Origin of the sequence: Streptomyces sp. NRRL S-118 (assembly GCF_000716335.1) — a bacterium.
In the GTDB taxonomy this organism is placed as follows: domain Bacteria; phylum Actinomycetota; class Actinomycetes; order Streptomycetales; family Streptomycetaceae; genus Streptomyces.
This window is the reverse complement of record NZ_KL591009.1, coordinates 9,482-22,073: the sequence shown is the minus strand read 5'-3', so window position 1 is coordinate 22,073 and position 12,592 is coordinate 9,482. Positions and strand designations below refer to the sequence as shown.

The following is a 12,592-nucleotide window of genomic DNA, read 5'->3' as shown; positions in this document are numbered from 1 at the left end:
GCTCCGGTTGCCCGATGAAAGTCGGGCCATTCCCCCGGCAACGCCACTTCAGTCACCAGATCTGATTCCGGCTCGCCGGATTTCTCTGTAAGTGCACCTGAAGTCTTTGGAGTGACCCGTGGCTGCCAACTGCGACGTCTGCGGCAAGGGGCCGGGCTTCGGCAACAACATCTCGCACTCGCACCGCCGTACGTCCCGTCGCTGGAACCCGAACATCCAGCGCGTGCGTGCCGTGGTCGGTGGGACGCCGAAGCGGCTCAACGCTTGCACCTCGTGCATCAAGGCCGGCAAGGTCTCGCGCTAAGAGATGCTCCCCGCATGTGCGGGGATGATCCCGCCGACGACGATTCGTCGTAGCGCAGCCTCTGCGGTTGCCTTGAAAGCCGGTCCACCTCGGTGGGCCGGCTTTTTGCCGTGCCGGGGCACGCGCCTGCGCCCGTACCCCCGTGCGCGGCGCCGCACGGAGGTACGCCCGGTCCCGCCGCCGCGGCCTCAGGGCCCGGACGGGCGGAACCGCCAGCCGTGATCCACCGGGCCGATGCCGCCGCCCAGGGCGAACCCGGCGGCGATCGCCCCGGTCACGTACTCCTTGGCGGCCCGCACGGCCTCCGGCACCGCCAGGCTCTTGCCGAGGCCCGCCGCCACCGCGGAGGCGAGCGTGCAGCCCGTCCCGTGCGTGTGACGGTTGTCGTGCCGGGGAGCGCGCAGCCAGTGCTCCTCGGTGCCGTCCGTCAGCAGGTCCACGGCGTCACCGGCGAGGTGCCCGCCCTTGATCAGCGCCCAGCGGGGTCCGTGGGCGAGGATCGCGTCGGCGGCCCGCCGCAGTCCTTCCTCGTCCTCCACCGTCACGCCGGTGAGCTGGGCGACCTCGTCCAGGTTCGGCGTCGCCACGGTGGCGGCCGGCAGCAGCCGGGTGCGCACGGAGTCGAGGGCGGAGGCGGCCAGCAGCGGGTCCCCGTGCTTGGACACCCCGACCGGGTCGACCACCACCGGCGCGTCCGTCCCGGCCAGCAGCTCCGCCACCGCCTCCACGAGCGGCGCGGACGCCAGCATGCCCGTCTTGACGGCCTGGACGCCGATGTCGTCGACGACGCTGCGGTACTGGGCGCGGACCGCCTCCACGGGCAGCTCCCAGGCACCTTGCACGCCCAGGGAGTTCTGCGCGGTGACCGCGGTGATCACGCTCATGCCGTGCACGCCGAGCGCCAGCATGGTCTTCAGGTCGGCCTGGATGCCCGCACCGCCGCCGGAGTCGGAACCGGCGACCGTCAGGACCCGCGGGAGGCGGCCGGTCACGCGTCCTCCTCGTAGCCGCCGAAGTGGTCCCAGCCGCCCTTCGCGTGCCAGGGGGCGCCGTCGACGGTGACCTGGGGCAGCGCCGAGGGATTGAGGACCTCGCCGATCACCTTCCAGCGGGCGGGGAGCTTCACGTCCGGCGGGAACGTGGCGACGATCGCGTGGTCCTCGCCTCCGGTGAGGACCCACTGCATCGGGTCGACGCCGACGGCCTGCCCGATGTCGTTCATCTGCGTCGGGATGTCGATGAGCCCGGACCGCAGGTCGATGCGCACCTTGCTGGCCTCGGCGATGTGCCCGAGGTCGGCGATCAGGCCGTCGCTCACGTCGCACATGGCGGTCGCGCCGAGTCCGGCCGCCGCGGGGCCCGCGTGGTACGGCGGTTCCGGCCGGCGGTGGGCCTCGACGAAGGCGCGCGGCGAGCGGAAGCCGCGGGAGAGGACCGCGTACCCGGCGGCGGACCAGCCGAGCCAGCCGGTGTACGCGACGACGTCGCCGGGCTGCGCGCCGGCCCGGGTGACCGGTTCGTGGTTGCGCAGGTCGCCGAGGGCGGTGATGGCGACGGTGATGGTGTCGCCGCGCACGACGTCACCACCGACCACGGCGGCGCCCGCGACCTGGCACTCGTCGCGCAGGCCGTCCATCAGCTCGGTGGGCCAGGTCACCGGGAGTTCGGCGGGCACGACCAGGCCGAGCAGCAGCGCGGTCGGCACGGCACCCATGGCGGCGATGTCCGCCAGGTTCTGCGCGGCGGCCTTGCGGCCGACGTCGTACGCGGTGGACCAGTCGCGGCGGAAGTGCCGCCCCTCCAGCAGGATGTCCGTGCTGGCCACCACGCGCCGGTCGGGGGCGGCGACCACCGCGGCGTCGTCGCCCGGCCCGACCCGTACCGCCGGGGTGGAGGTGAGCCGCGAAGTGAGCTCCCTGATGAGCCCGAACTCGCCGAGCTCTCCGACAGTGCCCTTCACCGAGGTTCACCTCTCCATGTCGTCGTGGACGCACCGTGCGACCGGTCGCGACCCGTCACTGCTCTCGGTACCGTCACGTGGAACGTCAACTCTTCCGTGCCTGTACGCCGACCGCGCGCGCCACCGGCGGCGCAGGTCTCCCCGCGGCCCGCGGCGACGCGGTACCGTGGCGTCCCTTTCTCTTTCCACAAGATCCTCGTGGCCGCCCTGGAGGTTCCGTGGTTCAGGCGTACATCCTTATTCAGACCGAGGTGGGCAAGGCGTCGACCGTCGCCGAGACCATCTCCAAGATCCCGGGGGTGATCCAGGCCGAGGACGTCACGGGTCCGTACGACGTGATCGTGCGGGCCCAGGCCGACACGGTCGACGAGCTCGGTCGCATGGTGGTCGCGAAGGTCCAGCAAGTGGACGGCATCACCCGCACCCTGACCTGTCCGGTCGTCCACCTCTAGCCCCCGTTTACGCTTGGCCGGTGACGTCTTCCCACCGGCTCGTGTGTGCCTCCGCCGCCGCTGCCGCCGCCGTCCTGCTGGCGGCCGCGGGCTGTTCCCCCACGGACGCCCGGACGTCGGTCGCGGTTCCCAGCCCGTCGGCGAAGGAGACCGCCTTCTGCCGCGCGCTGGACGGGGAACTGCCCAAGACCGTCGCCGGACTCGGCCGGAGCGATCCCGAACCCGGATCCGAGCTGACCGCCGGATGGGGGGACGGGGCGATCGTACTGCGCTGCGGCGTCCCGCGGCCCGCCAGGATGAGCGATCCCGACGCGCTGGGGGCCCAGGTGAACGGCGTCGGCTGGCTGGTGGAGCCGCGGGAGGGCGACGGGCCCCGGCTCACCTCCGCGTCCCGCAAGGCCTATGTGGAGGTGCTGCTGGACGAGCGGTACGCCCACGACGCCAGCGGCCCGCTCCTCGACCTCGCCGGCGCGGTGAAGAAAGCCGTGCCGCCGAAGCTGTAGCACCGCGTGCCGCAGGGGCCGTTGCCCCGGGGAGAGCCGGCGCACCGGGCCGTGCCCGGCCGGGTGCGCAAGGAGCGGACGCGGCGGGGAGGGCGGCCTCGCGCAGGACGCGGCCCGGGCCGCCCGGCGGATGAGCCGGGCCGCCCGGGCCGCGGTGCGTCAGCGCAGGCCGGTCGAGCGGCGCAGGGCCGCCTGGATGAGCCGGTCGATCAGCTCGGGGTAGCTGACGCCGGTCTCCTGCCACATGCGCGGGTACATGGAGATCGGCGTGAATCCGGGCATGGTGTTGATCTCGTTGATGACGAACTCGCCGTCATCGGTGAGGAAGAAGTCCGCGCGGACCAGTCCCTCGCACGAGACCGCCTCGAACGCGGCGATCGCGAGCCGCTGCACCTCGGCGGTCTGCTCCGGGGTGATCGGGGCGGGCACCACACCCGACGCGGAGTCGATGTACTTGGCCTCGAAGTCGTAGAACTCGTGGTCGGTGACGGGCGGGATCCACGCCGGCACGCTCGCCCGCGGGCCGTCCTCGAACTCCAGCACGCCGCACTCGATCTCGCGGCCGCTGAGCAGCGCCTCCACGATGATCTTCGGGTCGTGGCGGCGGGCCTCCTCGATGGCCTCGTCCAGCCGCGCCGGGTCGTCGACCTTGGTGATGCCGAAGGACGAGCCGGCCCGGGCGGGCTTCACGAAGAGCGGCCAGCCGTGCTCGCCGGCGAAGTCCATGATCCTCCGGCGGGCGGAGGAAGGATACTGCTCCCACTCGCGGGGGCGGATCACCTCGAACGGGCCGACGGGCAGCCCGTACGACTGGAAGACCCGCTTCATGTACTCCTTGTCCTGGCCGACGGCCGAGGCGAGCACGCCGGCCCCGACGTACGGCACTCCGGAGAGCTCCAGCATGCCCTGGAGCGTGCCGTCCTCGCCGTACGGGCCGTGGAGCACCGGGAAGACCACGTCGACGTCGCCCAGGGCCTTGGGCACGGCACCCGGCTCGCTGTAGACGACTTCGCGGTTGCCGGGGTCGACCGGGAGCACGACGGTGCCCTCGTCGGACTCGGTGAGGTCGGCGACGCTCGGCAGCGCGCGGTCGGCGATGGCCATCCGCTCCGGCTCGTCGGCGGTCAGCGCCCAGCGGCCGTCCGTGGTGATGCCGATGGGCAGCACGTCGTACTTGTCCCGGTCGATGGCGCGCAGGATGGCACCGGCCGTGACGACCGAGATGGCGTGCTCGGAGCTGCGGCCGCCGAAGACGACGGCCACGCGCGGCTTGCGCCCAGGGCTGGTGGGGAGGTTTTCGCTGCTCATATCGCGATGAGCGTACCCGCTCGTTCCGGTTGCGTCAGCGACCGGCCACCGGCCGACCGGGTCACCTGCGCTCGGGCTTGGCGGCCCGCGACATCAGCTCCTTGAGCGCCACCACCGGGGGCTTGCCCTCGTGGACGATTCCGACGACGGTCTCGGTGATGGGCATGTCGACGCCGTGCCTGCGGGCCAGATCCAGCACGGATTCGCAGGACTTGACGCCCTCGGCGGTCTGCTTCGTGACCGCGATGGTCTCCTCCAGGGTCATGCCCTTGCCGAGGTTGAAGCCGAAGGTGTGGTTGCGGGAGAGCGGCGAGGAGCAGGTGGCGACGAGGTCGCCGAGGCCCGCGAGCCCGGAGAAGGTCAGCGGGTCGGCGCCCATGGCCAGGCCGAGGCGGGTGGTCTCGGCGAGACCGCGGGTGATGAGGGAGCCCTTGGCGTTGTCCCCCAGGCCCATGCCGTCCGCGATGCCGACGGCGAGGCCGATCACGTTCTTCACGGCGCCGCCCAGCTCGCAGCCGACGACGTCGGTATTGGTGTACGGGCGGAAGTACGGGGTGTGGCAGGCCGCCTGGAGCCGCTGCGCGACCGCTTCGTCGCGGCAGGCGACGACGGCGGCGGCGGGCATGCGGGCGACGATCTCCTTGGCCAGGTTGGGGCCGGTGACCACGGCGATCCGGTCCTGCGGGACGCCGGTGACCTCCCCGATGACCTCGCTCATCCGCTTGGCCGTGCCCAGTTCGATGCCCTTCATCAAGGAGACGAGGACGGTGCCGGGTGCCATCTCCGGTTTCCAGGCGGCCAGGTTGCCGCGGAGCGTCTGGGAGGGGATGGCGAGCACGGTGAAATCGGCGTCGTGCGCGGCTTCGGCGGGATCGGTGGTGGCGCGCAGGGAGGCGGGGAGCTCGGTGCCCGGGAAGTAGTCCGGGTTGGTGCGGGTGGTGTTGATGGCGTGGGCGATCTCCCGGCGGCGGCCCCAGAGGGTGACCTGGCAGCCGGCGTCGGCGAGCACCATGCCGAAGGCCGTGCCCCAGGACCCGGTGCCGAAGACGGCGGCCCGGACCGGGCCCCTACGGGGTTCCCCGCCGGATGCCGCGGCCGGTCCGGAAGCGGGCGCCGGGTGCGGGCGGTCGGCCTGGCCGGCCCTGTCGGGGTGTGTCACTTCGCTTCCTCCCCTGCGGCCCTGCGCCGCTGTTCCAGGCGGGCCTTGCGGTGGTCGTACGGCTGGGCGGGGGCCTTCTCCCCGCGCACCTCCTCCAGGAGGGCGGTGATCGCGGCCATGATGGCCTCGGTCGCCTCGCGCAGCACCTCGGGGCTGGGTTCCCTGTCGTAGAACCGGCTGAGGTCGACGGGCGGTCCGGCTTGCACGATCAGCGTCTTGCGCGGGAACAGCCGGACCTTGTTCTCCTTGGCGTACGGCGGCATCGCCAAGTTGGCGCCCCACTGGGCGACCGGGATGACGGGCACCTTGGTGAGCAGCGCGACGCGGGCGGCGCCGGTCTTGCCCGCCATCGGCCACATGTCGGGGTCCCGGGTGAGGGTGCCCTCGGGGTAGAAGGCGACGCACTCGCCGCGCTCGATGGCGGCAACTGCGGCACGGAAGGCGTCCAGGGCGTTGGTGGTCTCGCGGTACACGGGGATCTGGCCGGTGCCGCGGAGCATCATGCCGACGAACGAGCCCTTGAACAGGCCGGCCTTGGCGAGGAAACGCGGGACACGTCCGGTGTTGTACTGGAAATGCGCGTACGACAGCGGGTCCAGATAGGAGTTGTGGTTGACCGCGGTGATGAATCCGCCCTCGGCCGGAATGTGCTCCATTCCCCGCCAGTCCCGCTTGAACAGAACCACCAGCGGCGGTTTTGCGATGACCGCCGCCAGGCGGTACCAGAAGCCGATTCTGCGGCGGGACACTCGGACACCTTCCTCTGGGCTGCTTTGCCGGGGGTCAAGTGTCGCCCCAGGCCCCTGGTCTGTCGAGAACACCGTACGCCCCGCCTCGGACGGAGTCCGTCCGGGCTGTGGACAATAAGCCCGATGCGCAAGGACGGAGAGCTCGCCGCGGACCCCGGCCCGACCGGCCCCTGGTCCCTGATCGTGCCGCTCAAGCCCCTCCCGCTGGCCAAGAGCAGACTCGCAGAGGCCGTGGGACCGCTGGTCCGGCCCCGGCTCGCGCTGGCGTTCGCGCAGGACACCGTGGCGGCGGCGCTGTGCTGCCCGGCGGTGCGGGATGTGGTGGTCGTCACGGACGATCCGCTGGCCGCGGCCGCGCTGGGCGCCCTCGGAGCGCGTGTGGTGCCGGACGCACCGGCGGCCGGACTCAACGCCGCGCTCGCCCACGGCGCGGAAGCGGTCCGCGCCCGGCGCCCCGCGGCGCCGGTGGCGGCGCTCAGCGCCGACCTGCCCGCGCTGCGCCCGGAGGAGCTGCACCGGGTGCTCGTGAGAGCGGGACAATTTCACCGGGCTTTTCTGGCGGATGCCGCCGAAATCGGTACGACATTGCTGTCGGCCGCGCCCGGAGTGGAATTGCGCCCGGCATTCGGCGGTGCGTCGCGGCGCCGCCATTTGTCGTCGGGCGCGGAGGAAATTCTGCTGACCGGCGTCGATTCCGTGCGCCGGGACGTGGACACCGGGGAGGATCTGCGGGCCGCCCGGGAGCTGGGTGTGGGGCCCCGCACGGCAGAGCGGTGGCCCGTGGACGCGCCGGAGCCGGCGTAGCGCGGGTGCGGAGGCGGGAGCGGGCGGCCCGTGCGGCGGCGGACGCCCACGGGCGGTGGCGGGGCGGGCGGGCAGCGGCCGCGGGGGCGGCGCGGGCGCCCTCCGGATAGGCTGCGATCCATGCAGGCCACCGCGTACACGTACGATCCCGAATCCCGCAGCGGCAGCGTCCTCCTCGACGACGGCACCCCGGTGCCCTTCTCGGCCCCGGCCTTCGACGCCGGCGGCCTGCGCCTGCTGCGGCCGGGCCAGCGCGTGCGCATCGAGACCGAGGGCGAGGGCGAGTCCCGCCGCATCACGCTGATCACGCTGCAGACCTTCTGAGCGCCCCTCTCCCCCGCCCCGGACGCACCGCGGGCCGGGCTCCCTTTCGAGGAGTCCGGCCCGGCGTGTGAGGGGCCTGAAGGGCCTTCGCCGCTTACTTGTTGCGCGCGGTGGTGGTCTTCTTGGCGGTGGTCTTGCGGGCGGTGGTCTTCTTGGCCGGGGCCTTCTTCGCCGTGGCCTTCTTCGCCGGCGCGGTCTTCTTGGCGGTGGTCTTCTTCGCGGCGGCCGTGGTCTTCGCCGGGGTCGCCTTCTTGGCCGCCGCCGTCGTGGTCTTCTTGGCGGGGGTGGCCTTCTTGGCGGTCGTCTTCTTCGCGGCGGCGGGGGTGGTCTTCTTGGCCGGGGTGGCCTTCTTGGCCGCCGTCTTCTTCGCCGCGGCGGTGGTCTTCTTGGCGGCGGCCTTCTTGCCGACGGACTTGGCGATGGTGGGCGGGGCGCCCGAAAGGCTGCCCTTGGGCGCCTTCTTGACCGCGACCTCGCCACCCTTGGGCAGCTTCTTGGAGCCGCTCACCAGGTCCTTGAAGCCCTGACCTGCACGGAAGCGCGGAACCGAGGTCTTCTTGACCCGGACGCGCTCACCGGTCTGCGGGTTGCGGGCGTAGCGGGCCGGGCGGTCGACCTTCTCGAACGAACCGAAGCCGGTGACCGAAACCCGGTCACCGGCGACCACGGCACGCACGATCGCGTCCAGCACCGCGTCGACAGCATCGGCGGCCTGCTGGCGGCCACCCATCTTGTCGGCAATCGCTTCTACGAGCTGCGCCTTGTTCACGTCTTCCCCTTCGGAGACATTGCCGGAACGAAAGTGTTCAAGCGTTTTCGCACGTTAGGCAGATATATACCGCAAATCAAACACGAAACGGGCTAATCACCCTAGTGCCGCAACGAAGTAGGCGGCGCGGAGTTCGGAGTGTCAGTCCCCTTCGGGGAATCGGCCCTCGTCGAGGTCCTTCATCAACCGGTCCAGACGCTGAGCCGCGCCTGCGAGATCGTGCTTCGCCGAGGCCGTGATGACCAACAGCTTCCGGGACAGCGCCATCCTTACGCCCTCCGGGACTTGCAGTGCGCGCACTCGGGTGTGCGCTTCTTTCAGTCGGGCTGCGACCGCCTCGTAGAGCTGGAGTTGGCTGTCGCGTTCCATGCACCGATTGTGCCATCTGGGGCGAGTTGTCGCCTCCGTAGGGGGTAACTGGCCTGTCCCCAGGGCCATTCGGGGACCCCCGGGGGACCACCCACGGACACCCGGTCCCAGCTGCGATTTCCTTGTGGAGAAAGGAAGTTGGTGACCGCATTCAGGCTCCCGGAGAGAGTTCGCCGGCCTGCCGCGACACACGGGCGAGCCGTCAGCCGGATGGCCCCCCGGCACGTCATCATGCTGCCCCGCAAGGTCACTTTCACGCCATCCTGCTGCACCCGATGATTTCGCCCGCAGCCGTGCGCGCCGGGGGCCCGGCCCTTCGCCGCGCGTTCCGGCGCGGCGGCAACAACCCTGCTCCCGTGGGTGGGATCGGCAGCCGCGGAGTGCCGCCGTGCGCGCGATCGCCGTCGCACCGGGCGGGAGTGCCTCACCGGTCGGGCGCGGGAGCGGACGCGTGCCGGGAAACCGGGAGGCCGGGAAACCGGGAAGGGCGAAAGGAGCGCTGAACTGCGGAGATACGCCGGGCAGCCGGCCTCGCCGCCGCGACCCCGGGACGGCGCAGGGGGGTGGCCGGCCCGCACTCGGCGGCCACCGACGCAGGACGCCCGGCCGGGAAACCCGGCCGGGCGTCGGTTCACACTGCTCGCACCCGCTGGAGACTGCCGTGCCCCGTCCGCCCGCTCACGTCCGGGCGGTCGGCCGGGCACCGGAAGGGTGCGGGGAGGGTCAGACCGGAAGGGTCCGCGGCTTGTACGACGGGCGCTTCGCCTCGTACGCGGCGATGTCGGGCTCGTTCCGCAGCGTGATGCTGATGTCGTCCAGGCCGTTCAGCAGCCGCCAGCGGGCGTTCTCGTCCAGCTCGAAGTCCGCGGTGATCCCCGGGGCTCGCACCTGGCGGTCCTGGAGGTCGACGGTGATCTCCGCCTGCGGGTCGGCCTCGGTCAGCTCCCACAGCGCGTCCACGGTCTTCTGGTCGAGGACCACCGTGAGCAGGCCGTTCTTCAGCGAGTTGCCGCGGAAGATGTCGGCGAAGCGGGAGGAGATGACGGTCTTGAAACCGTAGTTCTGCAGCGCCCAGACGGCGTGCTCGCGGGAGGAGCCGGTGCCGAAGTCGGGGCCGGCCACCAGGACCGTGGCGCCCTGCCGCTCGGGGCGGTTGAGGACGAACTCGGGGTCCTTGCGCCAGGCCTCGAACAGGCCGTCCTCGAAGCCGTCGCGGGTGACCTTCTTCAGCCAGTGCGCCGGGATGATCTGGTCGGTGTCGACGTTGCTGCGGCGCAGCGGGACGGCCCGGCCGGTGTGGGTGGTGAAAGCTTCCATGGTTGCTCAGACTCCGGCGGTCGCGGGGGCTTCGGACAGGTCGGCGGGCGAGGCCAGATGGCCCAGCACCGCGGTGGCGGCGGCGACCTGGGGGGAGACCAGGTGGGTGCGGCCGCCCTTGCCCTGCCTGCCCTCGAAGTTGCGGTTGGAGGTGGAGGCGGAACGCTCGCCGGGCGCGAGCTGGTCGGGGTTCATGCCCAGGCACATCGAGCAGCCGGCGTGCCGCCATTCGGCCCCGGCCTCCTTGAAGACCGTGTCCAGGCCTTCCTCGACCGCCTGCAGGGCGACCCGGACCGAGCCGGGCACGACCAGCATCCGTACGCCGTCGGCGACTTTGCGGCCGTCCAGCACGGCGGCGGCGGAGCGCAGGTCCTCGATGCGGCCGTTGGTGCAGGAGCCTACGAAGACGGTGTCGACCTTGATGTCGCGCAGCGGCTGCCCGGCGGTCAACCCCATGTACTCCAGGGCCTTTTCGGCGGCCAGGCGCTCCGAAGCGTCTTCGTACGAAGCCGGGTCGGGGACGGAGGCCGAAAGCGGCGCTCCCTGGCCGGGATTGGTGCCCCAGGTGACGAAGGGGGCCAGCTCGGTGGCGTCGATGACGACCTCGGCGTCGAAGACGGCGTCGTCGTCGGTCCTCAGGGTCTTCCAGTAGGCGACGGCCGCGTCCCAGTCCTCGCCCTCGGGCGCGTGGGCACGGCCCTTGAGGTACGCGAAGGTGGTCTCGTCCGGGGCGATCATGCCCGCGCGGGCGCCGGCCTCGATCGACATGTTGCAGATGGTCATCCGGGCTTCCATCGAGAGCTTCTCGATGGCGGAGCCGCGGTACTCCAGCACGTACCCCTGGCCGCCGCCGGTGCCGATCCTGGCGATGATCGCCAGGATCAGGTCCTTGGCGGTGACACCCTCCGGCAGCTCGCCCTCGACCGTGATCGCCATGGTCTTCGGCCGCGCCATCGGCAGCGTCTGCGTGGCCAGGACGTGCTCGACCTGCGAGGTGCCGATACCGAAGGCCAGCGCGCCGAAGGCGCCGTGCGTGGAGGTGTGGGAGTCGCCGCAGACCACGGTGGTGCCCGGCTGGGTCAGTCCCAGCTGCGGCCCCACGACGTGGACGACGCCCTGCTCGACGTCGCCCAGCGGGTGCAGGCGGACACCGAACTCGGCGCAGTTCTTGCGCAGCGTCTCCAGCTGGGCCCGGGAGACCGGGTCGGCGATGGGCTTGTCGATGTCGAGGGTGGGGGTGTTGTGGTCCTCGGTCGCGATGGTGAGGTCGAGGCGCCGCACCTGCCGGCCGTTCTGGCGGAGGCCGTCGAAGGCCTGCGGGCTGGTCACCTCGTGCAGCAGGTGCAGATCGATGAAGAGGAGGTCGGGCTCGCCCTCGGCGCGCCGGACGACATGGTCGTCCCAGACCTTCTCCGCGAGTGTCCTACCCATCGCTTTCCCTCCGGCCGGCGGGTGTGCCGGCGCCTCTAGAGATCAGTGGCCCCACGTCCGGGCCCCACGTGTCCCACGTGCCGGACGGGCATCGGACCCGTTGGTCCGCGGGCCGTACGTACAGGGTGGCAAGTTCCCGGGAAAATTGAACTTGCGTTTCACAGAGTGAGACGTGAATATCGTTGCATGGACAACTCTAGCGGCGTCGGCGTTCTCGACAAGGCAGCTCTGGTTCTGAGCGCCCTGGAGTCCGGTCCGGCCACCCTCGCCGGGCTGGTCGCGGCGACCGGGCTCGCACGACCCACGGCACATCGCCTTGCCGTGGCACTGGAACATCACCGGATGGTGGCGAGGGACATGCAGGGCCGGTTCATCCTCGGACCGCGGCTGGCGGAGCTCGCCGCCGCGGCCGGCGAGGACCGCCTGCTGGCCACCGCCGGACCCGTACTGACCCATCTGCGGGACGTGACCGGGGAGAGCGCGCAGCTCTACCGGCGCCAGGGCGACATGCGCATCTGCGTCGCCGCGGCGGAGCGGCTGTCCGGATTGCGGGACACCGTGCCGGTCGGCTCCACGCTCACCATGAAGGCCGGATCCTCGGCGCAGATCCTCATGGCCTGGGAGGAGCCGGAGCGGCTGCACCGGGGCCTCCAGGGGGCACGCTTCACGGCGACGGCCCTGTCGGGCGTACGGCGCCGCGGCTGGGCCCAGTCGATCGGCGAGCGCGAGCCGGGCGTGGCGTCCGTCTCCGCGCCCGTACGGGGCCCCTCGAACCGCGTGGTGGCCGCCGTGTCGGTCTCGGGCCCCATCGAGCGCCTGACGCGCCACCCGGGCCGTATGCACGCCCAGGCCGTCATCGACGCGGCCGGCCGGCTGACCGAGGCGCTGCGCCGCTCGGGCTGAGCCCGGCCGCTTGTCCATCACCTTCTGCCAGCTCCCGGTCCACCGCTTCAACGCCGCAGCGGTGGGCCGGAGTTGTTGTCGGAGCCGTTCCTGACCGCGCTGTTCACGACGGCGCCACCCCGGACCGCAACGACACCGGAACGCAACGACACCGGAACGCAACGACACCGGAACGCGAGGAAGCCCTCCCCAGCAGGGGAGGGCTTCCTCGGTGCGTACCCCCGACCGGATTCGAACCGG

Annotated in this window: 15 protein-coding genes; 6 read left to right on the top strand and 9 right to left on the bottom strand. The window is 71.8% G+C overall.

The window, feature by feature from the left end:
- Positions 1 to 118 precede the first annotated feature (118 nt).
- Complete coding sequence (rpmB, locus tag IH00_RS0117570; RefSeq protein ID WP_031074643.1) at positions 119 to 304, top strand: 50S ribosomal protein L28; 186 nt, start codon at positions 119 to 121, stop codon at positions 302 to 304.
- 188 nt (positions 305 to 492) lie between these two features.
- Here the strand turns inward: rpmB and thiD are convergent, their stop codons facing one another.
- Complete coding sequence (gene thiD, locus IH00_RS0117565; RefSeq protein ID WP_031074641.1) at positions 493 to 1,296, bottom strand: bifunctional hydroxymethylpyrimidine kinase/phosphomethylpyrimidine kinase; 804 nt, start codon at positions 1,294 to 1,296, stop codon at positions 493 to 495.
- Positions 1,293 to 2,264, bottom strand: a complete 972-nt coding sequence (locus tag IH00_RS0117560; protein ID WP_031074639.1) for a thiamine-phosphate kinase — start codon at positions 2,262 to 2,264, stop codon at positions 1,293 to 1,295. Before IH00_RS0117560 ends, thiD begins: the two co-directional genes overlap by 4 nt.
- A 218-nt stretch (positions 2,265 to 2,482) precedes the next feature.
- On the opposite strand from IH00_RS0117560, the gene IH00_RS0117555 reads away from it, so the two are divergent.
- Complete coding sequence (locus IH00_RS0117555; RefSeq protein ID WP_028802415.1) at positions 2,483 to 2,716, top strand: Lrp/AsnC family transcriptional regulator; 234 nt, start codon at positions 2,483 to 2,485, stop codon at positions 2,714 to 2,716.
- Positions 2,717 to 2,736: 20 nt separating this feature from the next.
- Positions 2,737 to 3,219: a DUF3515 domain-containing protein gene (locus IH00_RS0117550; RefSeq protein ID WP_052411455.1), complete on the top strand. Its 483-nt coding sequence runs from the start codon at positions 2,737 to 2,739 to the stop codon at positions 3,217 to 3,219.
- A 159-nt stretch (positions 3,220 to 3,378) separates the two neighbouring features.
- Here IH00_RS0117550 and IH00_RS0117545 read toward each other — a convergent pair whose 3' ends face one another.
- The 3 genes from IH00_RS0117545 to IH00_RS0117535 form a co-directional block, all read right to left on the bottom strand.
- Positions 3,379 to 4,527, bottom strand: coding sequence for a D-alanine--D-alanine ligase family protein (locus IH00_RS0117545; RefSeq protein WP_031074634.1), 1,149 nt, complete (start codon positions 4,525 to 4,527; stop codon positions 3,379 to 3,381).
- 61 nt (positions 4,528 to 4,588) lie between these two features.
- Complete coding sequence (locus IH00_RS0117540; RefSeq protein ID WP_267882578.1) at positions 4,589 to 5,686, bottom strand: NAD(P)H-dependent glycerol-3-phosphate dehydrogenase; 1,098 nt, start codon at positions 5,684 to 5,686, stop codon at positions 4,589 to 4,591.
- Entirely contained in the window at positions 5,683 to 6,435 is a 753-nt protein-coding gene (locus tag IH00_RS0117535) for a lysophospholipid acyltransferase family protein (protein WP_031074632.1), read from the bottom strand. The genes IH00_RS0117540 and IH00_RS0117535 overlap by 4 nt, the downstream gene beginning before the upstream one ends.
- A 123-nt stretch (positions 6,436 to 6,558) precedes the next feature.
- Here IH00_RS0117535 and cofC point away from each other — a divergent pair, with 123 nt between their 5' ends.
- Entirely contained in the window at positions 6,559 to 7,239 is a 681-nt protein-coding gene (gene cofC / locus IH00_RS0117530) for a 2-phospho-L-lactate guanylyltransferase (protein WP_031074630.1), read from the top strand.
- A 120-nt stretch (positions 7,240 to 7,359) separates the two neighbouring features.
- The gene (locus IH00_RS0117525) at positions 7,360 to 7,563 is read left to right on the top strand and encodes a hypothetical protein (protein WP_031074627.1); all 204 of its coding nucleotides are present in this window, start codon (positions 7,360 to 7,362) and stop codon (positions 7,561 to 7,563) included.
- Positions 7,564 to 7,657: 94 nt separating this feature from the next.
- Here IH00_RS0117525 and IH00_RS0117520 read toward each other — a convergent pair whose 3' ends face one another.
- The 4 genes from IH00_RS0117520 to leuC all read right to left on the bottom strand — a co-directional run bounded on the left by IH00_RS0117520 (position 7,658) and on the right by leuC (position 11,449).
- Complete coding sequence (locus tag IH00_RS0117520) at positions 7,658 to 8,332, bottom strand: HU family DNA-binding protein (RefSeq protein WP_031074624.1); 675 nt, start codon at positions 8,330 to 8,332, stop codon at positions 7,658 to 7,660.
- A 141-nt stretch (positions 8,333 to 8,473) separates the two neighbouring features.
- Positions 8,474 to 8,701: an SCO5555 family protein gene (locus IH00_RS0117515; RefSeq protein WP_031074622.1), complete on the bottom strand. Its 228-nt coding sequence runs from the start codon at positions 8,699 to 8,701 to the stop codon at positions 8,474 to 8,476.
- Between the two features lie 723 nt (positions 8,702 to 9,424).
- On the bottom strand, positions 9,425 to 10,018 hold the full coding sequence (gene leuD, locus IH00_RS0117510; RefSeq protein ID WP_031074619.1) for a 3-isopropylmalate dehydratase small subunit: 594 nt from the start codon (positions 10,016 to 10,018) through the stop codon (positions 9,425 to 9,427).
- Between the two features lie 6 nt (positions 10,019 to 10,024).
- Positions 10,025 to 11,449 carry a 3-isopropylmalate dehydratase large subunit gene (gene leuC / locus IH00_RS0117505; RefSeq protein WP_031074617.1) on the bottom strand — a complete coding sequence of 475 codons (1,425 nt, stop codon included), beginning with the start codon at positions 11,447 to 11,449 and terminating at the stop codon, positions 10,025 to 10,027.
- 186 nt (positions 11,450 to 11,635) lie between these two features.
- On the opposite strand from leuC, the gene ndgR reads away from it, so the two are divergent.
- Positions 11,636 to 12,352 (top strand): IclR family transcriptional regulator NdgR, encoded by a 717-nt coding sequence (gene ndgR / locus IH00_RS0117500; RefSeq protein ID WP_031074615.1) that lies wholly within the window; start codon positions 11,636 to 11,638, stop codon positions 12,350 to 12,352.
- The last annotated feature ends 240 nt before the right edge of the window (positions 12,353 to 12,592 follow it).